We start from the raw sequence: 23,177 nt of genomic DNA on the forward strand, positions 1-23,177 counted from the left end.
TTCACTGTGTGAAGTGATCCGCTCAGCTGTTCGGGTCTGCAAGCGGCATGGTGCCGGCTTCCATTGCCGCAAGCTGAAGCGCGAGCAGCTTCGAGTAGAACCTGCCGTCGCCGATCCCGAGCGAAACCATGAACCACAGCTGGTCGACGCCGGTGCGACGCCAGAGCCGCCCGTACTCGCGGTCCTCACCAACCATCGCGAATTCACCCACCCGATCGGCGATGTCGTCACCGAGGACCTCCCGCACCACCGTCGGGGCGCCGTGGTAGCCAGTTGCGAACACCACGAGATCAGCCGCGATGGGCTGGCCGCCGTCGAGCACGACCCCGGCGGGGGTGAGGCTCTCGACGCTACCGTGACGGAGCTTGATGGTGCCGTCGATGATCAATTCGGACGCCCCGGCGTTGTAGTAGTAACCGGTCGCGTTCTGACCAAAGATCAGTCCGAGGACTCCCTGCCCGTTCGGTCCGTCGCTCAGCTCGAAGCCCGCTGCGGTAAGGCCGTCCAGGAGTTCCCGGTCCATCGCCTTGACCAGTTCCACATGCTTCGGACCGTGTGCGGGGAGTGCCCCGAACGGCGTGGCGGCATTGACCAGATCCGCCTCCTCGGTGCTGTATGCGCCACCGACGTGGTTTGCGTGCATGACCGCATGGAACGTCGAGGTGTTCATGACGAATGTTCCCGAACGCTGAATCATGGTGACATCGACGCCATGCTCCGCGAGATCCTGCGCGATGTCATGGCCGCTCACTCCCGACCCCACAACCACCGCCCGCCTTCCCCGCCACTTGGAGTGGCCCTTGTAGTCGACCGCGTGAATCACCGTTCCCCGGAATTTGTCCTGCCCGGGAAGGCACGGAAGATTCGGCGCGGCATTCATCCCGGTCGCGAACACGAGATGCCTCGGACTCACCCTGCGAGGAGATCCATCGGCCCGCCTGACATCCACATTCCAACGTCCCGCAGCGGCATCGAACTCCGTGGCCTCCACGCTGGTTCCAGCCCAGACCGGAAGATCCAAGAGCGTTGCGTAGCTCTCCAGAAAATCGCCAAGCTTGTCTTTCGGTGTGAACCGCGGCCAGGTGGATGGAAACGGGAGGTAGGGCAAGTGGTCGGATGCGAGTGGGGTGTGCAACGCAAGCGAGCTGTAGCGCTTGCGCCAGTTGTCACCCACCCGCTCGTTCTGCTCCACGACCAAGGCCGGGACGCCAAGTGCCCTCAGGCGCGCTGCCAGCATGAGCCCATTGTGGCCGGCGCCCAAAATGAGGACTGCCGGATCGTGTGACTCGAAGTCCCGGTCGAGTCCTTCATTCCAGCTCAGCCGGTCCTGAACCGGGCCGTGGGTCTTTCCGGCGGGACGGGCATCGAGGTGCCGCTCCGGATGCGTGTCGATCGAGTCGAGTGCGAGGACGAAATTTGCCGCACGCCAAGCGCCGTCTTCCTCCCGCACGAGCCTTACATGGCCGAGGCCTCCTCCTGTTCCAGTCCGAAACTGGAGGAAAGACGTAAGTGATGGATGGCGCCCGTCCGCGGCGAAGGTGGCCGGGCTGCCGGTGCGTACTTCAAGCGAAACCGGCGGCGTTGAGCCTGGCCCGGTCAGGAGCCCTGCGATCTCCTCGCGTCCAACCGCGTTGCGGAATTCCCAGGCCAAGGCCAGAAGGTCGCGCGCGATCCCGTCCCGTTGGAACAGCTCCGCTACGCCGATCGTGTTTCGCGACCCTATTGCGGATTGGAGCGCGACGGCCCATTCATGCACGATTTCCTCGGGCGTCTTGACCGAAGCGAGCGCATTCGCTGCAGTTGGTACGGCTACATCAGTCATCTGAAGTGGTTCCTTTGTGTCAGTCATTGAAGTGTTTCCTTCGGGTGGGGAGCATTGACCGCCTCGCAGCACCTGCTCTATTGGGCGGTATAGCCGCCGTCGATAAGGAGGTCTGCGCCGGTGACGTAGCTGGCTTCGTCGCTGGCCAGGTACAGGACGCCATAGCTCACTTCGATGGGCTGGGCGGCACGCTTCATGGGTGTCGCATCGCTGAACTCGCGGTTGGATTCTTCGCCTTCCTCGAGCGCCATGGGCGTCATCACGAGTCCGGGAGAGACTGAATTGACCCTGACTCCGCGGTGCGCATACTCCATTGCGGCCGCTCGCGTCATCATTTTCACTGCGCCCTTCGATGCCTGGTACGAGAACCCGCCAGGGTTCCCGACGGTTCCATTGATCGAGCACGTGTTGACGATCGCACCCCCTCCGCTTCGCTCGATAGCGGGTGCGCCGTGCTTAAGACCGAGGAAAACACCCTGTTGATTGATCGCTGTCGTCTTCGACCAGCCGTCCAGGCCTTCCTCCGCGACGGACTTCATCGTCCCGACGATCCCGGCGTTGTTGATGAGGATGTCGACGCGGCCCCAGCGCTCTTCGGCTGTTGAGATCACTGACTCCCACTCCTGCTCTGAAGCGACATTCAGGTGCATGTAGTGCACGTCAAAACCGGAGTCCCGCAGATCCCGGGCTACGGCTTCGCCCCTTTCATCGAGCATGTCGGTGACAAGAACAGACGCGCCCTCCTGAGCGAAAAGCCGGGCGTGGGACTCGCCTTGTCCCCTTGCACCGCCGGTGATGATCGTTACCTTGCCCTGCACACGGCCCATGATTCTCTCCTTAGTGATCCTGGGTTGCTGCTGAAATGCGTCTCACGCTGTGGAAGAGGCTACTGAGCGCATCCCGCCGGATTTGTGCCAGAAAGGTACATTTTTGGTCCCTTGCTGCGGGCCAACATGGGCGGACAACGTGTGGCACTGGGTTGCGCGTAGTCGAAAGGCAAGGGTCCGGGTATGAGGCTCGAAGGAAAGACGGCAATCGTCACTGGGGCGGCATCAGGCCAAGGACTGGCAACCGTGCGGGCGCTTGTGAAACACGGGGCTAACGTCATGGCGGCGGATATCGACGCCGCCGGCCTGGAAGAGCTGGCGAAGGAAAACGTTCGCATTGCGATCCAGCGCTGCGATGTCAGCAAGCCCGCAGATGTCGAGCGGCTCGTAGATGCAGCGGAGAAGCGGTTCGGGGCGGTCCACGCGATGCTCAACTGCGCCGGCTTCCTTCGCGCCGCGTCTGTACTGGAGACGACGGAGGACCTGCTGGATCGGATCGTTGACATCAATTTGAAGGGCGTGTTCTACGGCTGCAAGTACGTCATTCCTGCTTTGCAGCGGGCCGGCGGCGGCTCGATCGTCAACTGGGGGTCGGTGAACTCCATGGTTGCTGAACCGGGTATTGCGGCGTACTCGGCGTCGAAAGGTGCCGTCTTGATGATCACAAAGTCCGTCGCCGTGGAATACGCCAAGGACAACATCAGGGCGAATTGTCTCTGTCCGGGAGGTGTGCGCACCCCGATGGTTGCAAGTTTCTTTGACGACGACTTCCTCAATGACGAGCAGGCGCAGCGCGCCTACCAGCCCCTTGGCCTGATCGTCCCGGAGGAGGTGGCCGACGTCGCGGTCTTCCTCGTCTCTGATGACTCCCGCAAGATGACCGGGTCCGCTGTCTTGGTGGACGCCGGCTACACGGCCATCTGAGGCAGATGTCCCAGCCTGGGACAGTCGCGAGCGGGGGCGGTGCGTAATCTCGACAGAACCCACCGCCGGACTTGGCGGAAATTTGATCTACAAAGGAGTTTCTTGGCGATGGCCATTGACGCGCAGCAAGCTTTCGCGGCTCGGGTGACAGAGCAACGGCGGTCACCCCACACAACCGTTCCCCATGTCATCGCAGGCCGAACGTACTTCGACGGGCCGGCCATCCAGCGGGAGGATCCCAGCAACCCGAACCTGATCATCAGCGCATGCCACGATGCGCCGGCAGCTCTGGTCGAGCAGGCCGTGGCGGCGAGCCGGGAAGCCCAGCGCGAATGGTCGCGCGTTCCCCTCATTGAGCGCATCGAACGCGTGCGCCGTGCAATTCCGTTTATCCAGGAGCACCTCGACCAATGGGCTGTCCGCGTTGCACTTGAGATCGGGAAGCCATACGCCGGTGCCTTGGCAGAGAGCGCCGAGGTGCTCGAAATTGTCCGTCATTACACCGACTACGCTTCGGCTCCGGGCGCGTTCGACGATGAACGGACAGAGGACCCGGCTGGACTGGCCAACGATTCCGTTCTTCGGCCGTATGGTGTGTTCGGCGTCATCACGCCTTTCAATTACCCGATCGTCCAGGCAGCGGGCCCGACAATTGCTGCCCTGATTGCCGGCAACGGCGTGGTTGTGAAGACTGCCCATGATGGACCTTGGTCCGGTCACGCGGTTTATGAACTCTGCGAGGCAATGGGGCTCCCGGTGGGACTGGTCAACGTGATCCACGGCGCCGACGAGCCCGGCCGTGCCCTCGTCGCGTCCAAGATCGACGGGGTGGCCTTCACCGGTTCGGTCGCCGTCGGCAAGTCCATCGTCCGAGATTTTGCTACGGGCCCGTACCCCCGCCCCGTGATAGCCGAGATGGGCGGAAAGAACCCGGTCATCGTGACGGACACAGCCGATCTCGAGCAGGCTGCTGAAGGGATCGTGTTCTCAGCCTTCGACCTCGGTGGACAGAAATGCAGCGCGCTCTCACGGGTACTGGTCACACCAGGGGCCCACGACCGGCTGGTTGAACTCGTCGAGGAGCGAGTGAAGGTCTTGAGGTCCGGTGACCCTACAGACGCCGGGGTCTTCGCGGGTCCCGTCATCTCGGCCGATGCAGTGGAGCGTTACACGTCTCTGATTTCCGCGGCGAGGACGGCAGGCTTCCAGATTGAAACCGGGAAGACCCAGGAGAGCGGTTACTTCGTCCCGGCTGCGGTTATTTCCGGTGTGCCCGCAACCCACGAGCTTGCAACGACGGAACATTTCCTGCCGTTCCTTACGATCAGCGAAGTACCGACGTTTGAAGCGGCACTCACAGCGGCGAACGACACTGATATGGGCCTGACCGCCGGAATCTATACCGGCGACGTCGAAGAGGCGCGGGAGTTCCTTGAGGGTGTCGAGGCCGGCTGCGTGGATGTGAATGTCCCAGGCCATGCAACCACAGGATGGTGGCCTGGTCCCCAGACATTCGGTGGATGGAAAGCCAGCGGCACAACAGGCAAGCAAACGCTGGGGAAGTGGTACTTCCAGCTGTTCGGACGGCAACAGGCACGGAAGCTTCCGGCCGAGCTGGAACACCTGTTGCGGTACTAGCATGCCCTCGAGATCCAGAAAGTAGGCCGTGAGATGTCTTCTACCGATGCTCTGCGTTTCAACCATGGCCAAGTGCCTCGGGTGGGAGAGAGACCGAACTCAGAGATCCAGTCACTCAGGGAACGGTATCTGGCCGAACCGGAGATGACCGACCTGAGCAGCCTACGCCCGGTGATCTCCAGGTCATGGCAGCGAAGCCTCGCCTGCAACGTCACCACTGCCGCCACCTTTCTCCAGACTTCGGAAGCGCGGGCAGACGAGCAACTGCTGATCGCCGCCGAGCCTGTCCTCACGGAGCTTGAACGCCTCTGCAGCGAAGCCGGCGGGACCGTCGTCCTTACGGATGCGGAAGGCACGCTTACCGTGTTCCGAGGGAACACGGTGGAGCGGCGTAAGGCGGAAAGGGCATTTCCTCTCCTTGGAGCGCGGATGGGGGAAGACCTCATCGGCACCAACTCCGACGGAACTGTGCTCGAAGAAGGCGAAGCTGTACAAGTCTGGGGCGCCGAGCACTTCAACGAGGCGCTGCAGAGCAGCTATTGCACATCAGTGCCCATCCGGGATCCGATTCGGAGGTCGGTGCGCGGTGTGCTGGGGCTGATGCTTCCGGAGCGACTTGCGCGGGACACGGATCCTCGCTCGGTGTTGTTAACCGTGAACGGCGCAGCGGCCGATATCACCAGGAGACTGGCGGAACGGCTCGCTGCGCGGGAGCAGGCACTTATGTCGGAGTACCTGCGGGAGGTGCGAAAACGCGGCGCAGACGCGGTGGTCGCAATGGATGACCGCACCACTATCGCAAGCAGAGGCGCCTTGAGCATGCTCGACCAGAGTGACTTCGCCGTTCTCGCTGCGTTTGCCCGTGAAGTCGGCCAGGGAGGCGGATCAAGTCAGCACCGTCTGAGCGTAAGCGCCGGCCGTGAGGTACGTCTGCATGTTCGGCCGATGGACCTCACTGCCGGAGCTGCCGTCATGCGTGTGCAAGTTCAATCCGAATCCAACCGACCTGGACGGGCCCCGGGGGACAGTGACGCCGCGGCCCAGTTCGAAGGCATCGTCGGAACGAGCCGGTCACTCAGACGTGCGCTCGACGCCGCTGGCGCCGCCGTGAGTCGTCGAATGCCGGCGTACATCGTCGGCGAACAAGGCAGCGGAAAGCGAACGCTCGCCGAGGCCATGGCCGCACGGCTATCGGAGGCGACCAGACTCTTTGATTTCTCCCAACGGTCCGGCCATGAGCCCACTGTCGAGGACATCGACTCAGCCCTTGAGCAGGGGGCAGCAGTCGTTCTGCATCGCGTTGATCGCTGCAGCCTGAACCTCAAAGACGATCTCGCAGCGCTCCTGCACGTCTTGGAGCAGCCCCAGCTCATTTTGACGGCCCGGGTCATCAGCGACGACCTTCTGCCGGTCCTCTCAGCGCTTCGCGGCATCGAAGTGGTAATGCCTCCTCTCCGCGACAGGCGCGAAGACGTTATTGCGTTGGCTTCGCACCTTCTCAAGAACGCCCTGGGGCGGGACGTTCGGCTATCCCCGAAGCTGCGCGATGCTCTTATCGGTGCGGACTGGCCCGGTAACGTCCGGCAGCTCCGGGAACTCGTTGAATCTGCCGCATCAAGATCCCTCAGCGGTGAGCTGCACCTTGCCGATCTCACTGCTGCCCAGCTCCGCGGACTCGGTACTGTCCAGCTCACGCGTCTCGAAGAAGCAGAGCTTCAACAAATCCGCGCGGCCCTCGCCGAGGCGGGGTGGAACCGCGTTCGGGCTGCGACGCTTCTCGGCATCGGGCGATCCACGCTGTATCGAAAGATCGAAGCCTACGAAGCAAAAGGTTTCAACCTGGAACTCGGATGAGCTCTCCGGACGAGATGTGCATCAGGTTGACACAGTTTCGGTGAACGGCCGATACGAAAATCAAGAAACTGACGGGAAAGTCGGGTCGAGGCAACCTGTTCCGGCTCCCGCGCAGTGCGGCCAGCCGGTCCGCATCCACCCGACACAGTGACAGTCAACGAAGACGTCACTCTTCCGAGGAGAACTACATTGAAACAAGAACTCCACATCCAGCGCCCTGTCGCGGATGACTCCGAAGACAATGAACCCCGCTCGTCCACCTACCAACTGAGAGGTCGGATGGGGACCACGGGGCTCCTCTTCACGGTGCTGGCTTTTACCGCTCCATTGGGCGTCGTCTTCGGCTTTGTCTCAGTGAACATTTCGTTTGGAATCGGCGTGCCGATCGCCTTCGTGGCCGTAGCCATTCTGATGGCTCTCTTCGCGATGGGGTTCACGGGAATGACGAAAGCAATCCCGCGCCCGGGCGCGTTCTACACCTACATCCGGGAAGGACTGGGCCGCCCCGTCGGCCTGGGTGGATCATTCCTCGCTCTGGTCACCTACGGATTCAACGTCACCTCCTGCATCGTCGTATCGGGCATCGCCGTGAACAACCTGCTAGGTGCCTTTCTTCCGGAGGTAGCCACTCCGTGGTGGCTTTGGAGCATGGTGATGTTCGCCATTGCCTGGGTGCTTAGCTACTTCAATGTGGAGTTGTCCGCCAAAGTTCTCTCCGTCATCCTCGCCGTCGAAGTTCTGTCCGTGGCGATCTTTGACGCCGTGATCATCGCTAACGGAGGTCCCGAAGGCCCTTCATTCGAGCCGTGGAACCCCGCGAACCTCTTCACTCCCACCATCGGTGTCCTGCTGCTGTTCAGCATTGGGGTCTTCAACGGTTTCGAGGCGACTGCCATCTACCGCGACGAAGTCAAGAAGCCGAGTATCACCATCCCTCGAGCGACCTTCCTTGCGGTGGCTTTCCTTGGGATCTTCTACGCGATCTCTGCCTTTGCCCTGATCCTGTCGGCGGGAACGTCGAATGCTGTTGCGGTGGCACAGGCTGATCCAACGGCAATGATGCCGGATGCGCTCCTGCGGTACTTCGGCGCTTTCGCAAACCAGGTCATTGCCATTCTGCTGGTAACCAGCTTTTTCGCCTCGGGGCTCTCACTCCAGAACATCCTGTCCCGCTACACGCACTCACTGGCAGTCGATGGGATCTTCCCCCGAGCGATTGCAAAGGTCCATTCGAAGCATGGGTCGCCCCACCGTGCAGCGGTGACTGTGGGCGCTGTCCTTCTCCTGGTGCTGGTTGTACTCGTTCTCTCGGGTGGCGAGGAGAACGCGCTGTACGCAGCAGCTGCAGGTGTTGCGTTCTACGGAATGCTGCTTCTGCTGTGCCTGACGGCGGTGGCCGTCATTGTCTATTTCCGTCGAAACAAGTCCGGCATGTCCTTCTGGCGAACCCTCATCGCCCCCATCGTCGCTCTCGTCGGGATCGGTTTCGCGCTGCTGACGGCGTCATTGAACATGGGCCTGCTCGTGGTTGGTGACCCGCTCCTGCTCACGGTGCTGCTTCTCATCCCGTACGCATCGATCGTCGCAGGGATCGTGACGGCGTTGGTGCTTCGGCGCCGAAATGCCGACACCTACAAACGCATCGGCCGCGCCGTCGATTGAGAATGCAAGAAGGAGGCCGGATCTGAGTGATCCGGCCTCCTTCGTCATGTGTTGCGGTGGTGCCGCCGCGGTTACGCCTGGTACGTCGTGTTCCCGGAGACCTCGGGGATCTCCACCCAGGCGCCGGACTCGGCGCTGCGCAGGGAGGCGTCCACCAATTCGGACGCCGACCAGCCATCCGCCGCGGACGGTCCGATCTGCCTTCCTTCGGCAACAGAGCGGAGGAACAGTGCTGCCTCGATCGTCTTCAGGTCGTTGAAGCCGATCCCGGGACCGGGACCGGGCTGGAAGCGTCCGAATTCCCCGAACGACGGGGGAGTCATGATGGTGCGGTAGCCGCTGCGGTCCGTGGCGACTTCGAGTTGGTTCATGCGTTCGAAGTTCCAGCGCAAGGACCCCTCGCTGCCGTAGACCTCCACGATGTATTCGGCGTGCGGGCCGATGGCAACGCGGGTGGTCTCGAACATGCCGATCGCGCCGCCCTCAAACCGGGCGAGCATGGCTGTGTAGTCTTCGTTCTCCACCTCGCGGGTGACGTCGGATGCCTCACCCGTGTTGAAGGAGTTGGACGAGTTGCCCGCGGGGAGGGGGCGGTCCTTGATGAACGTTTCGGTGACGGCGTTGACCGAGGAGATCCGGCCCACCAGGAACTGTGCCAGGTCGAATCCGTGGCTGAGGATATCGCCGAGCACGCCGGATCCTGCGCGGGCCTGCTCGTAGCGCCAGGTGAAGACCTGGTTCGGATCCGATGCGTAGCTGGTCAGCAGGCGGATCTGCACGTTCGTGATGCGGCCAAGTGCCCCGGAACGGATGAGGCGGCGGGCCTCGGCGATGGCGGGAGCGTGGCGGTAGTTGAAGCCCACCGAGGTAATCAGTCCGGCGGTTTCGGCGCCCTGCGCGATCTCACGGGATTCCCGGGCGCTGCGCCCCATGGGCTTCTCGATCCAGAAGTGCTTGCCGGCTTCGATGGTGGCCAGGGCGATTTCGTGATGGAGGAAGTTGGGGGAACAGATGGAGACGACGTCCACGTCAGGGTTTTCCAGGACTTTGCGGTAGTCGGTGGCGGTTTCCTTGTAACCGAGCGCGTCTTCTGCGTGGTGGCGGCCGGCATCGTCAGGATCTGCGGCGATCACCAGCTCGGGGTGCTGCGGCAGTTCCGGGAAGAACTGCTTGGTGGCGAGGTAGGCGCGCGAATGCAGCCTCCCCATCCACCCGACCGAGATAAGGCCTACGCCAATGCGGTTTTGGTGTTCCACGAGCACTCCTTAGTCTTCTACCGCTCTCCGGCGGTGTTGTGCCGCGGACCGGACGGCGGCATCTGTTGATCAGCCTAAGAACGCGGGCCGTGTGCGCTGTGTCTCAATCTGAGACATCCGAAAGCTCCGCCGCACTGTTCTAGTGGAACGTGACAGCCGGCCACCCCGAGTCCGAAGGAGCTCCGTCGACGATGATGGACCGCATTCACACGATCCCCCGGGAACAAGCGAGAGTCCTGGTCACGGGGGCTACCTCCGGCGTCGGAGAGGCCACGGCGAAGCTGTTCGCGAGCAGGGGTGCCAAAGTGGCGCTGCTGGGACGACGCCGCGAGGAACTGCGGCGCGTCGCAGGGGAGATCGACGGCGGCGCGCACACCGTGATTGCCGACGTCGCCGATGCAGAATCCGCAGTCAACGGCGTCCGGGCGGCAATCCACGTGCTTGGCGGCATCGATGTCGTGGTGAACGCGGCCGGCGTCGCTGGATTTGCGGCACTGGAGGAAATCAACGAGCGCCGTTGGCGCGAGGTGCTGGACACCAACCTCTCCGGCACCTTCTTTGTTTCCCGCGAAGCCGGTCTCCACATGCGCAGCTCGGGCGGGGGAGCGATCGTCAATGTGGCCTCCGACCTCGCCTCGATGGGCGTTCCGGGGCTTGCGCCTTACTGCGCTTCCAAAGCAGGTGTCGTCGGACTCACCAGGGCCCTTGCCCTGGAGTTGGCTCCCGACGTCCGCGTCAACGTCGTCTGCCCGGGACCGATCGACACGCCGATGCTGCGGGCAGGTTTGGCCGCCGAGGAAGACCCGCTTGAGGCGCTGCGGCTCAAAGAGAGCACGGTGCCGCTGAACAGGCTCGCCGATCCCCGCGAAGTGGCCGCGGCCATCTACTTCCTGGCGGTTGACGGCACTTTTGCCACCGGAACCAGCATGGCGTTCGACGGCGGCACAACAGCTGCCTGATTGCCGCTCCAAATACCTGTCAAGACACAAGCCAAGGAGCTTTGAAGGATATGCAAGAGTCGAATTACAACGATCTCCGGAGTGCACGGTGGTTCGCCCCGCACGACCTGACCGGATTCGTGCACCGCACCGCCATCCAGGCCGAGGGCTTCTCGCGCTTTGCCATCAAGGACAGGCCAGTGATTGGCATTGCCAATTCCTGGTCCGAACTTGTCAACTGCAACATCCACTTCAAGCTCCTCGCAGATGCAGTGAAGCGCGGCGTCTTGATGGCCGGCGGTCTGCCGCTTGAATTCCCCACCATCTCCCTTGGCGAGAGCCTGATGAAGCCCTCCGCCATGCAGTTCCGCAACCTCATGGCCATGGACGTGGAGGAATCCATCCGCGCCTACCCGTTGGACGCAATCGTTCTGCTCGGTGGCTGTGACAAGACTGTTCCCGCCCAGCTCATGGGTGCGGCCAGTGCCGACATCCCCACCATCATGCTCACAGGTGGCCCGCAGGAACCGGCCCACTTCCGTGGCAAGCAACTTGGGGTCGGCACGGACACGTGGAAGTACGCGGACGAACTGCGTGCCGGAAAGATCACACAGGCAGACTTTGACGAACTGGAGTCGGCTGCGAAGCCGTCCGCCGGTCACTGCAGTGAAATGGGCACTGCATCAACCATGACGTCCCTTGTCGAAGCCCTGGGCATGTGCCTGCCCGGAAGCGCCTCCATTCCCGCAGTGGATGCGCGTCGCGGACAAGCAGCGGAAGCCACCGGCCGCCGGGCGGTGGAGATGGCCTTGTCCCAGGGCCCCAAGCCGAGTGAGATTCTGACCAAGGAAGCCTTCGACAACGCGATCACGCTGCTCATGGCCGTCGGCGGCTCCACCAACGCCGTGGTGCACCTCCTCGCCCTCGCCCGGCGAGTTGGCTACGAATTGCCACTTGACCGCTTCCACGAGATCTCGCAGCGGACCCCGCGTATCGTCAATGTCCGCCCGTCGGGCGAATACCTCGTCCAGCAGCTCTTCCAGGCCGGCGGTGTCCCCACCGTCCTGAAGGCACTTGCGCCTCTCTTGAACAAGGACGCGATCACAGTCACCGGCGAATCACTCGAAAAGGGCTTCATCTCGGCACCCGAGCCCGACGGCGTCGTCGTGAGTACGCTTGACGAGCCGTTTGACGCCTCCGGTGGCATCGCCGTCGTTCGCGGTTCCCTCGCGCCGAACGGCGCCGTAATCAAGCGCAGCGCAGCATCCAAGGATCTGTTGCAGCATAAGGGCTCCGCGATCGTGTTCGAGGACATCTACGACCTTGGCCGCAGGATTGACGACCCCGATCTGGATGTCACCGAGGACTCGGTGCTGGTGCTGCGCAACAGCGGCCCGGTCGGCGCGCCCGGCATGCCGGAGTGGGGGATGCTTCCCATCCCCGAAAAGCTCCTGCGCAGGGGCATCCGCGACGTCGTCCGGATTTCGGACGCCCGCATGAGCGGCACGGCGTTCGGCACAACGGTCTTGCATGTTTCGCCCGAGGCGGCGGTGGGCGGGCCGCTCGCGATCGTGCGCGACGGCGATCCGATCGTATTGGACGTCGAGAACCAGCGCCTTGACTTGGATATCCCCGCCGAAGAAATCGAGAGCCGCCTCGCCGGGCTCAAGCTGCCCGAACCGAAATACCGCCGCGGGTACGGCCGGCTGTTCATCGACCATGTGAACCAGGCCCATGAGGGTTGCGACTTCGATTTCCTGAAAGGCCTGCCGGATGAGGAACCCCAGCGACTGCCCTACGGCCTGATGAGTGGCTGGCAGGGCGGCTGGTAAACGGCAGAACCGCATAACCACAAGATGTGAGGGGTCGTCCCCAAGATGGCCCCGGAAGGAAGAGATGTGTCACGACCAAAAGTGATTGCGATTGTCCAGGAGGGCCGCCCGGTTCCTCCGGTTGAGCGGCTGGAAGCCGAAGCTGATGTCGTCGTTGTGCGGACGGCCGACGAATTCCGGGCCGCACAGCCCGGTGCCGAGATCCTGTTCCTGAACGACTTCCGGACCAAGCTCCTTCGGGACGTCGGCCCAGGCGAGTTGCGCTGGATCCACACGTCCAGCATCGGCGTGGACACCCTGCTGACCGAAGAAATCGTCAACAGCGACATCGTGGTCAGCAACTCCCGTGGCGTCTGCGAACGGCCCATCGCGGAGTGGGTCCTCGGTGTGCTGTTGATGTTCACCAAGGACTTGCGTCGCACCATTGAGCTGCAGCGGGCGCGCACCTGGCAGCACCGCGAAACCGAGCCGCTGCTGGGCCGGAAGGTCCTCGTGGTGGGACCGGGCCCGGTGGGGCGTGAAACAGTGCTTCTCCTGCGTGCCGCGGGAATGGATGTGACTGTCGTGGGGCGGTCGGCCAGGGACGATGCACAGCTCGGTCCTATCTCCGGATTCGATGACCTGGACGCGCTTCTTGGCGAAGCCGATGACGTTGTGCTGACGGTGCCCCTCACGGAGGAGACCCGCGGCTTGTTCAACGCGGCACGGTTCGACAGGATGCGTCCGGGCGCCCGACTGGTCAATGTCGGCCGTGGCGCTGTAGTCGTGGAACAGGACCTGCTCGAGGCGATCGATACAGGACATCTGGGTGCGGCTGCGTTGGATGTCTTTGAAAACGAGCCGCTTCCAGCAGGGAACCCACTTTGGAGCCGAAACAACATTCTGGTGTCTCCCCATGCCTCCGGAGACCTGATTGGCTGGCGCGGCCGCGTCGTTGAATGCTTCGCCCGCAACTTGCAGCGATGGAAAACCGGCGAACCTCTCAATGACGTGGTTGACCTCAAGAAACTCGGTGGAGCAGCGCCTTCGCTGGTGCCTGAAATGCCCTGAAATCATCAGGATTTTCCTGTAGGAGCCGGTGTCTCAAGCTGGTACAGTGCTCGCACGATCCCCGTCGATAGTGTGATTCAGCACTAGAACTTTCGTGACGAGGATTACATGTCAAGCACTACACGAGGTACGACGAAAACGCGGACCCAAACCCAGGAACACAAGCTCAGCGGGAACATGGGAGTGGGCGAGCTCGTGATGAACGTGCTCGCCTTCTCCTCCCCGCTTACAACAGTTGCCGGCACGTTGCCTGTGATGCTGCTTTTCAGCGGACACACAGCCCCGGGCATCTACCTCCTGGTGACGCTGATGCTGCTCATCTTCTCGGTTGGTTTCGTCAGGATGAGCCGGAGCGTGGATGCGCCCGGGGGCTTCTACTCATTCGTCACCGCCGGCCTCGGAAAGCCGGCCGGCCTGGGCGGGGCGCTCCTGGCGCTCATCGGGTATGTCTTCATCGGCTTCTTCGCACCTTCCCTGTTCGCCTTGACCCTGCAAAGTTTTGTGGTCAACACGCTCAACGGCCCGGAGATCCCCTGGTACTGGTACGGGCTGGGCATCATCGCCATCAACACGGTTCTGGCGTATAACCGCATCGACCTCTCCGCGAAGGTACTGACAGTGGTCATGCTGCTCGAGTCGGCCGTCGTCGTGGTTTTCGATGTTGCGGCCTTCGCCTCCGGTGACATTTCGCAGGGTGTCGGATTCTCGATGCCGTGGATTACTGACGCAGGATTGGGCTTGGCGCTGCTGTTCGCGGTCGGAAACTTCTTCGGGTTCGAGGCCACCGTGATCTACCGGGACGAGGTCAAGAATCCTGACCGCACCATCCCCCGGGCAACGTACCTCGCAGTAGTTGGCATCGGGCTGTTCTATGCAGTCGCGGCGTGGGCCTACACGGCGTTCCTCGGAGCCGATAACGTTCAGGCGGAGGCCAAGTCCAACACGGTGAACCTGTTCAACGACGGCGCAACGGCATTGGTCGGCAAGATCTTCGCCGATGTTGGAGTGGTCCTGCTTATCACCTCGATCCTGGCCTCAATGCTCTCGATCCAGAACATCGCCGCCAGGTACAGCTTCTCGCTCGCCGCCGACGGGGCGCTTCCGAGGGCGCTGGGCAAGGTCCACCCCCGCCACAAGTCACCGTACGTGTCGGCAGTGGCAGTTGGGCTGATCTGGGCGGTGGCTACTGTGGTCTTCACGGTGGTGGGTGTTGCGCCCGAAGCGCTGTACCCCATCGCCAGCGGCAGCGGCACTTTCTCTGTCCTGCTGCTGATGTTCATCACCAGTTTTGCCGTACTGGTCTACTTTGTCCGCCGCCGCAGCTTCGCCCCGGAGTCGGTGTGGAAGACAATTGTCGCGCCGATCGTTAGTGTCATCTTCCTTGGCCTCATCACCTACCTTGCGATCGCTAACTATCCGGAACTCATTGGCGGTTCGACGGTTATGACAGCCATTTTTATGACGTTCACTTTTGCTTTGTTCTTCGGCGGGATTGTTTATGCCTGCTTCCTGCGTTCAAAGCGCCCCGATGTCTATGCGCGCCTGGGCCGGCAAGAGATCGACTAAGGGCCCCCTTTCAAACAAAACTTCGACATCTGGAGATCTGCAATGACGCAACAGATCAGAGTTGGCCTGTTCGGAACCGGACGCATCGGTCAGGTGCACGCCATGAGCCTGGCGACGTTGGACGAAGCCACGCTTGCTTGGGTATGCGACCCGTTCATCGAAGGTGCGAAGCGGACAGCTGCTGAGTTCGGTGGCCGGGTGAGCGACGATCCCGAGGAAGTATTCGCCTCGGGGGAAGTCGATGCCGTCATCGTCGCTTCGCCAACGGCAACCCACGTGGGCCTCGTTGAGATGGCCATCGATTCCAATGTTCCCGTGCTCTGTGAGAAGCCAATTGACTTGGATATTGCCCGCGTCGATGCCCTCCGCGCGAAGGCGGCGGAGTCGGACGTGCCGATTGCGTTGGGATTCAATAAACGCTTTGACAGGCACTTCGTGGAGTTGAAGCGTCGCGTGGCGGCTGACGAGATCGGTGCACTGGAGCAAATGGTGATCATAAGCCGGGACCCTGGGGAGCCACCAGCCTCGTACCTTGCTGAGTCGGGCGGGATTTTCCGTGACATGACCATCCACGATCTGGATCTGGCACGCTACTTTGTTCCGGACATCGTCGAGGTATCGGCGCGCGGCGCCAACGTCTTCAGTGAGAACGTCCGGCAGGCCGGTGACTTTGACTCTGCAGTCGTCACGCTCCGCGGGGCCAACGATGAACTCGTGACAATCGTAAATTCTCGCCATGCCGCCTACGGCTACGATCAGCGCGTTGAGGCCTTCGGTTCCACAGGGTTGCTCCATGTGGGCAACAAGAACGACACTCTCGTTCGGCACTGGAGCGCCAGGGCCGTTGAATCGATCGGGCCATACCAGAACTTCTTCCTGGAGCGGTATGCGGAGGCATACCGTCTCGAGGTGGCCGAATTCCTTCGGGCAGTCCGTGGCCTGCCGTCGCGGAGCCCGGGTTTTGAGGATGGCAGGGCGGCCCTCATCCTGGCGGACGCCGCCGGGGAATCGGCCCGCACGGGTGCCGCGGTCGCCGTGGACCTGGTCTCCTAGGGGGCTGGATGGTGCCTGCCTGGGCCGTGTGACTTCTCGCCATAGGCCCAGGCCAGGCTTTGTCGATATGCGGCATGAATTGGATCCTCATGATCGGGCAACGTCGCCTGTTTCATAAAGCCGACGGATAAAGTTTCGCCGCACCCGGAAAACGCTGCTGGTGACCGCCGGGATCAGGCGGAATTCGTCAACAGAATTACAGTTGAGTTGGTCGCGGGACCTATTCTTCGGTCGTCGGTGAAACGTTTCATCTCCGTGTTCCATATTGGCACAGATGTCCCGATGTGACGTGGGTCAAAGTTTCTAGTAAGTGAAACAGTGTGGCGGAGGTCACGCAGGCGTTCTGGACTTCTTCGGATTTCCTGAAAACTGCAGAGCCAAACAGCGTCGTTTGATTGACCACCGCGCATGGCGTTTCACCGGTTCATTGCATGGCCCTATCAATCGAGGATGAGATGACCGACGCACCACCGGCGACCCCTCCACTGGTCGCACTCAAGGACATACACAAGACATTCGGGGCGGTATCCGCACTGCGCGGTGTCAGCATCGATGTCCAGCCCGGCGAAACCTTCGCCCTTCTGGGAGACAACGCCGCGGGCAAATCAACACTCATGAAAGTACTCACCGGCGTTTACCAGCCCGATCGCGGCTCAATTGAGCTGGACGGAAAGCGGACGGAGTTCCCCACACCGTCAGCTTCACGCGACCAAGGCGTCGAGATGGTCTATCAGGACTTTGCCTTGGCGGACAACCTTGACGTCCGGACCAACGTCTTCCTGGGACGCGAGCCGCAAAAGAATATCCTCGGCCCATTCCTGCGGATCATCGACCGAAAGAAGATGGAGGCCGAAACCAAGCGGGTGCTCGAGCGATTGGATATCCCGATCAATCCCCGGCTCAAGGTCAAGCGCCTGTCAGGTGGTCAGCGGCAGGCTGTTGCGATTGGCCGTGCACTTGCCTTTGATGCACGCCTGATCATCATGGACGAGCCCACGGCGAACCTGTCGGTCGCGAAGGTGGACAAGCTCATCGAGGTGACCCAGCGGCTCAAGGACCTTGGTATCGCGGTCATCATCATCACGCACCGGCTGGACGAGGCTTTTGCGGTCGCCGACCGTTTCGCAGTGATGCGCCAGGGACAGGTGGTCGGCCGCTTCCATGTGGGAGACGTAACCGAAGCCCAGGTGGCACACCTCATCTCCCACGGCACCTTGGACGACTACGTCGACCACGGGGACGGTATCCCCGCGGAGCGCCGCAGGATCGGGAGCACGTCATCCATCGATGTAGTCGACGCCATGGCCACACGCGGTACTACGACGGACGGGAGCGACTCGTGAGCCTCACGACAGAGAACATCAAGGCCCTGCTGGGGCCGGCCGACCTGAAGCAAGGATCCGCCGCCACCAAGGTCAAGCGATTCGTGGGCGACTACGGGATTCTCATCTTCTTCGCACTCATCGTCGTTTTCCTGGCTGTTGCTGCCCCCAACTTCCTTACCCTGAACAACCTGGTCAACGTCGTCCGGCAGTCATCGATCATCGGATTGATTGCCTTGGGAATGACGTTCATCATGATCACGGCCGGCATCGATCTCTCGGTCGGGTCCGTAGTCGGCCTGGCGGGCATGACCTTCGCCTTGCTCGCCCCAGCCAGCGGGGGCGCTTTCTGGCTGCCGCTGATAGTCGGTCTCGGAGTAGGCCTGCTGGTGGGTTTCCTCAGCGCCGCGATGGTGGTCTGGGGAGGGATCCTGCCGTTCCTTGCAACATTGGCGACCATGGCCATCGCCCGCACGGCGGCACTGGTGATCACAGACGGGCAGGTCGTCTCCGGGCTGAGTGGGCCGGCTGAATGGCTCGGCTCCGGGTTCGTCGGACCCATTCCGGTGCCGGTCATTATCTTCCTCCTGGCCGCACTGCTGTGTGAGTTTGTGCTGAGCCGCACCAAGTTCGGCTCGCACGTCTATGCCGTGGGTGGCAACGAAGAATCCGCCAAGAAAGTGGGCATCTCCACTGGCCGGGTGCTCTTCATGGTTTACCTCATCGGTGGGGTCACCGCAGCATTGGGAGGTCTCGTACTGACTGCCCGCCTGGATGGCGCGGCCCCGGTAGCCGGCACCGGCTACGAGCTGCAGGTGATTGCGGCAGTCGTGATTGGTGGAACGAGCCTCTTCGGGGGCGTAGGCACCATCCGGGGAACGGTCATCGGGGTGCTCCTGCTGGGCGTCGTGATGAATGGCATGAACCTTATGGGCGTCTCCTCCTACTACCAGCAAGGCGTCCAGGGCATCATCCTCGTGCTCGCCGTCCTGCTGAACCGCTGGAAGTCCGACTGACCTCCGGTTCACCAACCACAAATCAAACAATCTCCTCGCGCACAGACAAACCATCGAAAGGAAAAACCATGGGAATGCGACGTAAGATCGCGGCCGCGGTCGCAATGCTGGCGGCGGGTGCACTCACCCTGACCGGGTGTGCCGGCGGCAGCAACGCAAGCAATACTGGCGCAAGCAATACCGGAGCGGCAGGCAAGACCTACAACATCGGCGTTGTGGTCCTCGACCTGCAGGACCCGGACCTCGCCCACATGACCGATGCCATGAAGAAGACCGCCGACGAAAAGGGCGTAAAGCTCAACATCACCGACTCCAAGAAGGACGTCGGCAGCGAACTCAACCAGGTGGAGGACTTGCTCACCCGCCAGGTGGACGCGGTGATCATGCAGCCTTTGGACGGCGAGGCCAGCCAGAATGCGGCAAAGCGGGTCATTGCCGCCAATATTCCGCTCTTCATTCTGTCGACTGAATTCGCGGAGGGTTCGAACGTCGGCTACAAGAGCTACATCGGTGTGGATGACACGGTGGCCGGCGAGATGCAGGCCGAGTACCTCAACAAGCTGCTTCCCAACGGTGGCAACATCGTCTTCGCGGCCGGCATCTACGGTGCATCCTGGACCGACCGCCGCAAGTCGGGCTTCGACAAGACAATCAACAAGAACTTCAAGATTGTTGCTGAGTTCCAGGCGAAGGGCAGTCGGGACGACGCCAAGCGCAACATGGAGGACACCCTTCAGCGCTTCCCGTCCGGGAAGATTGACGCCGTGGTGGCCAACAATGACGAGATGGCGATCGGCGCGGCTTCGGCCATCGCGGATGCGGGCCGCACTGCCGAGTTCAAGGCAGTGGTTGGCGTCGACGGTACGGACCCTGCCCTGCAGGACATCAAGGCCGGGACGATGACCGCAACGGTGCGCCAGGATTCAGCGGGTCAAGGCGTAAAGGCAGTCGAGGTTGTCACCGACTTCCTCAAGGGTGGGAATGTGGAGAACCGCTACACCCTGCCGTTCACGCTCATCACGAAGGACAACTTGTCCGATTTCCTGAAGTAGCCAGCGTCCAAGGCGACGGGCACGGCGGATCCATCCGCCGTGCCCGTTCCTTTTTGGCACACTGCGGCAGCTGTCCCGCCTGCCTACACTCACGTGGGACCAACGAAATGGAGAACGCAAGCATGCCCAAGAGCGACGACGAAGTGGTGACCACGTTGTTGGACCGGCTCCGAACAGCGGGAATCGACGTGGATGACTCTCCGCGAAGGCGTTCAGAGTACTCCTACGACGCTTCCAACTATCGCGTGCGCCCGGCGGCCGTGGTGTTCCCAAGGAACGTCGACGACGTGCGGACCGTGGTGCGTGCATGCTCGGCTTCGGGCGTCCCCACTACCGCTCGCGGCGGCGGTACGTCGATGGCTGGAAACGCGATAGGCGAGGGCCTGGTCTTAGATGTTTCACGCTCGATGACCTCGGTAGGAACCCTCGACGCCGGTCACCGCACTGTTTGGGTGGACGCAGGGGTTGTCCTGGGTGAGTTGCGCGCCCACGTTGAAAAAGCCACACGGGGTGAACTGACGTTTGCCCCCGATCCTTCATCGCTGACACGGGCCACCATCGGCGGGTCCATCGGAAATGATGCCTGCGGAAACCACTCCGTGGCGTATGGACGCATGACTCATCATGTGCAGGAATTGGAACTCGTAACGGCTGACGGCGCCTACCTCAGGGCCGGCCGGGATTTCCTGCGTGCTGTTGATGAAACGGATGCTCACTCGATTGCCCGGGCTGAGGAAATCCTGCTGGACCTCAAGTCACTGGTACATGCCAATCTCGGGCCTATCCGCGTCGAGTTGCAGACCATTCCCCGCCAGGTCTCCGGTTACCACCTCGGCCACCTGCTTCCCGAGCACGGCTTCGACATCGCTGGCGCATTGGCAGGCAGCGAGGGGACTTGCGCAATCGTCGTGCGGGCCAAAGTAGGCCTCGTCCAGAAGCCAAGGACGACGGCTCTGCTGTGCCTCGGCTACGAAGACACCATCGAGTCGGCGCGGGACGTCATGACCATCCTGGCGGCGAAACCAAGCGCAGTCGAAGGACTGGACGCAGCGATCGTGGACATCATGCGCCACCGCAGGGGAGCGGCCAGCGTAGATTCCCTCCCGCAGGGGAACGCGTTCCTGATGGTTGAATTCTCCGGTGACACCATCGGGAGGGCGGGCGATGACTGTGAACGGTTGCTTGAGAAGCTGCGTACTGACGGACGCGTGATCGACCATTCCATCGTTACGGAACCATCTGAGCGGGCGAAGCTATGGCGGGTCCGGGAAGACGGGGCTGGGTTGTCTTCCCGCCGGATCGACGGCGTGCAGACCTGGCCGGGTTGGGAAGATTCCGCGGTCGCCCCGGAGCGGTTGGCGGACTACTTGGCCGAGTTGCTCCCCCTGGTGCGGAATTATGGCTACAGCGCCTTCATGTACGGCCACTTCGGCGCTGGGTGTGTTCATATGCGGCTGGACTATGACCTGCGCAGTGAATTGGGGCGCACGAGGTTCGAGGAATTTACGCGGGAGGCCGCGACGCTGGTAGTGGCGCATGGCGGCTCGCTGTCCGGAGAGCACGGTGACGGGAGGGCCCGGAGCGAACTTCTGGACGTGATGTACTCCGCAGAATTGGTGGCGCTGTTCAAACATTTCAAAGGTGTGTGGGACCCGGCGGGTGTGCTCAACCCCGGAATCATCGTGGATCCGGAGCCCTTTGCCGCATCGCTGTCCCTGGAAGGCGTCGCCAAGCCGGGACCAAGTCACGGCGAGCAAGCCGCACTCTCAACTGCCGCCGTCGTGCCTTCATCCGAGGATCGTTCCCTGCTCCCGATGGCGAGCCCGTTTGTCGGCAACACGCACGCCTGCATCGGCGTGGGGCGCTGCCGGGCTACGGCCGGCGGATTCATGTGTCCCAGCTACCGGGCAACCAAAGATGAGAAAGACTCGACGCGCGGCAGGGCAAGGGTCCTGCAGGAACTTACGCGGGCCAAGGGAAACAGCCAGAATGGCTGGTCAAGCCCGGAAGTCCGGGAAGCCTTGGACCTTTGCCTTTCGTGTAAGGCCTGCTCGGCCGACTGCCCCACGGGCGTCGACATCGCGGAGGCCAAATCGCAGCTTGTCGATGAGTACTACCGCGGACGCATCCGCCCCTTCACTCACTACTCAATCGGATGGCTGCCCCGATGGCTGCCGCTGCTGACCAAGGTCGCATCGCTTGCTAATGTCGGCACGCGCATCCGCCCCTTCAGGTACGTAGGGGAGCTGCTTGGGGTCAGTGCACGACGGCGGCTGCCGGACTTTGCGCAGTCCCACAGGATCCGGCGCAGGATCCGTGAAGCCGGATTTACGGACGGCGCGGAAGTGCTTCTCTTCATCGACAGTTTCACCCGTGCTTTCAGGCCGGAGGTTGTCCCGGCAGCAGCCCGCGTGCTCCGCGACGCCGGCAGCTCGGTGGGGTGCACACCGGAGGCCTGCTGCGGTTTGACCTGGATCTCCACGGGACAACGCGAAGGTGCCCGGCGCCGGCTCTCGCGGCTGATCACGACCCTCGACGACGGTACGGACCGGGACATCGTCGTTCTCGAACCCAGTTGCGCGGCGACCATTCGCGACGAGGGACCAAAGCTGGTTGGCGGCGCGGCAGCTGCCAGGGTCGCGGCGAGGGTGCGCTCCTTCTCAGTCGCTGTGGAGGAAGCCATCACGCGTGGATGGAAGCCGAAAACAGTCCCGCCCCAGGCTGCCGTCCTTCAGACGCACTGCCACGAGCATGCTGTTTTCGGCTCGGGCGCCCAGAAGCGGGTACTGGAGGCATGGGGCGTGCCGAACATCGTGGAATCGTCATCATGCTGCGGCGTGGCGGGCAACTTCGGTTTCGAGGCCGAGCACTTCGATGTTTCGATGAAGGTGGCAGAACACTCCATCATTCCCGCCCTTGGTAGGGGAGGCAGTGAGGCTTTGGTGCTCACTGACGGATTCAGTTGCGCAATGCAGGTTTCCCAAGTCGACTCCCTGCGCGAGAGCGAGCATCTGGCCATCGCATTGGACCCGGAGGACTCCCGCCGTGCCTGAGACCAGTGGTGTCTCAAAATGACACGGTCGGCGCAAGCCCCGGGGACACATGCTGGAAGTAACCCAATAGCCCCACTACTTCTTGAGAGTGATCTCGATGATGAACAGGAAGCTCGCACAAGGACGGCACGTTGAATGGCTGCGAGCATCGGCACACTGTAACGAGACGGACCTTGGAGAGCGGACTGACTATCAGTCGAAGCGCTCCGGCAAGGTGGTCCACCGCCTCCGCCAGGACATGGCGGAGGGCCGGGACTTCAGCGACGCCACACCCTGGCCGTATCCGGCTGCTTAACCCCTAAACTGCGGGCC

16 protein-coding genes are annotated in these 23,177 nt (G+C 62.2%); 13 read left to right on the forward strand and 3 right to left on the reverse strand.

Annotated elements, in window-relative coordinates:
• Nucleotides 1-22 precede the first annotated feature (22 nt).
• Nucleotides 23-1,849, reverse strand: a complete 1,827-nt coding sequence (locus D3654_RS01970; RefSeq protein ID WP_120519856.1) for a flavin-containing monooxygenase — start codon at nucleotides 1,847-1,849, stop codon at nucleotides 23-25.
• A 50-nt stretch (nucleotides 1,850-1,899) separates the two neighbouring features.
• Nucleotides 1,900-2,649: an SDR family NAD(P)-dependent oxidoreductase gene (locus D3654_RS01975; protein WP_120519857.1), complete on the reverse strand. Its 750-nt coding sequence runs from the start codon at nucleotides 2,647-2,649 to the stop codon at nucleotides 1,900-1,902.
• Between the two features lie 183 nt (nucleotides 2,650-2,832).
• Here D3654_RS01975 and D3654_RS01980 point away from each other — a divergent pair, with 183 nt between their 5' ends.
• The 4 genes from D3654_RS01980 to D3654_RS01995 all read left to right on the forward strand — a co-directional run bounded on the left by D3654_RS01980 (nucleotide 2,833) and on the right by D3654_RS01995 (nucleotide 8,727).
• Nucleotides 2,833-3,573 carry an SDR family NAD(P)-dependent oxidoreductase gene (locus D3654_RS01980; RefSeq protein ID WP_120519858.1) on the forward strand — a complete coding sequence of 247 codons (741 nt, stop codon included), beginning with the start codon at nucleotides 2,833-2,835 and terminating at the stop codon, nucleotides 3,571-3,573.
• A gap of 108 nt (nucleotides 3,574-3,681) precedes the next feature.
• Nucleotides 3,682-5,211, forward strand: coding sequence for an aldehyde dehydrogenase family protein (locus D3654_RS01985; RefSeq protein WP_120519859.1), 1,530 nt, complete (start codon nucleotides 3,682-3,684; stop codon nucleotides 5,209-5,211).
• A gap of 33 nt (nucleotides 5,212-5,244) precedes the next feature.
• Nucleotides 5,245-7,065, forward strand: a complete 1,821-nt coding sequence (locus D3654_RS01990) for a sigma-54-dependent Fis family transcriptional regulator (RefSeq protein WP_120519860.1) — start codon at nucleotides 5,245-5,247, stop codon at nucleotides 7,063-7,065.
• A gap of 189 nt (nucleotides 7,066-7,254) precedes the next feature.
• Nucleotides 7,255-8,727, forward strand: coding sequence for an APC family permease (locus tag D3654_RS01995; protein WP_162943591.1), 1,473 nt, complete (start codon nucleotides 7,255-7,257; stop codon nucleotides 8,725-8,727).
• A gap of 71 nt (nucleotides 8,728-8,798) precedes the next feature.
• Here the strand turns inward: D3654_RS01995 and D3654_RS02000 are convergent, their stop codons facing one another.
• A complete protein-coding gene (locus D3654_RS02000) occupies nucleotides 8,799-9,983 on the reverse strand; it encodes a Gfo/Idh/MocA family protein (protein WP_120519862.1) in 1,185 nt (394 codons plus the stop codon).
• Nucleotides 9,984-10,174: 191 nt separating this feature from the next.
• Between D3654_RS02000 and D3654_RS02005 the strand changes: the two genes are divergently transcribed.
• From D3654_RS02005 to D3654_RS02045, 9 genes are all read left to right on the forward strand, one after another.
• Entirely contained in the window at nucleotides 10,175-10,942 is a 768-nt protein-coding gene (locus D3654_RS02005) for an SDR family NAD(P)-dependent oxidoreductase (protein WP_120519863.1), read from the forward strand.
• Between the two features lie 50 nt (nucleotides 10,943-10,992).
• On the forward strand, nucleotides 10,993-12,753 hold the full coding sequence (locus tag D3654_RS02010; protein WP_162943592.1) for an IlvD/Edd family dehydratase: 1,761 nt from the start codon (nucleotides 10,993-10,995) through the stop codon (nucleotides 12,751-12,753).
• 45 nt (nucleotides 12,754-12,798) lie between these two features.
• Nucleotides 12,799-13,803: a D-2-hydroxyacid dehydrogenase gene (locus tag D3654_RS02015; protein ID WP_120519865.1), complete on the forward strand. Its 1,005-nt coding sequence runs from the start codon at nucleotides 12,799-12,801 to the stop codon at nucleotides 13,801-13,803.
• Nucleotides 13,804-13,911: 108 nt separating this feature from the next.
• Entirely contained in the window at nucleotides 13,912-15,369 is a 1,458-nt protein-coding gene (locus tag D3654_RS02020; protein WP_120519866.1) for an APC family permease, read from the forward strand.
• A gap of 42 nt (nucleotides 15,370-15,411) precedes the next feature.
• The gene (gene iolG, locus D3654_RS02025; RefSeq protein ID WP_120519867.1) at nucleotides 15,412-16,422 is read left to right on the forward strand and encodes an inositol 2-dehydrogenase; all 1,011 of its coding nucleotides are present in this window, start codon (nucleotides 15,412-15,414) and stop codon (nucleotides 16,420-16,422) included.
• Nucleotides 16,423-16,877: 455 nt separating this feature from the next.
• Nucleotides 16,878-17,765 carry an ATP-binding cassette domain-containing protein gene (locus tag D3654_RS02030; protein ID WP_162943593.1) on the forward strand — a complete coding sequence of 296 codons (888 nt, stop codon included), beginning with the start codon at nucleotides 16,878-16,880 and terminating at the stop codon, nucleotides 17,763-17,765.
• Nucleotides 17,762-18,760, forward strand: coding sequence for an ABC transporter permease (locus D3654_RS02035; protein WP_120519869.1), 999 nt, complete (start codon nucleotides 17,762-17,764; stop codon nucleotides 18,758-18,760). The genes D3654_RS02030 and D3654_RS02035 overlap by 4 nt, the downstream gene beginning before the upstream one ends.
• 68 nt (nucleotides 18,761-18,828) lie before the next feature.
• Nucleotides 18,829-19,812 (forward strand): sugar ABC transporter substrate-binding protein, encoded by a 984-nt coding sequence (locus D3654_RS02040; protein WP_120519870.1) that lies wholly within the window; start codon nucleotides 18,829-18,831, stop codon nucleotides 19,810-19,812.
• Nucleotides 19,813-19,934: 122 nt separating this feature from the next.
• Nucleotides 19,935-22,865, forward strand: coding sequence for an FAD-binding and (Fe-S)-binding domain-containing protein (locus tag D3654_RS02045; RefSeq protein ID WP_245413032.1), 2,931 nt, complete (start codon nucleotides 19,935-19,937; stop codon nucleotides 22,863-22,865).
• Nucleotides 22,866-23,177: the final 312 nt, after the last annotated feature.

Source organism: Arthrobacter celericrescens, assembly GCF_003614925.1.
Lineage (GTDB): Bacteria > Actinomycetota > Actinomycetes > Actinomycetales > Micrococcaceae > Arthrobacter > Arthrobacter celericrescens.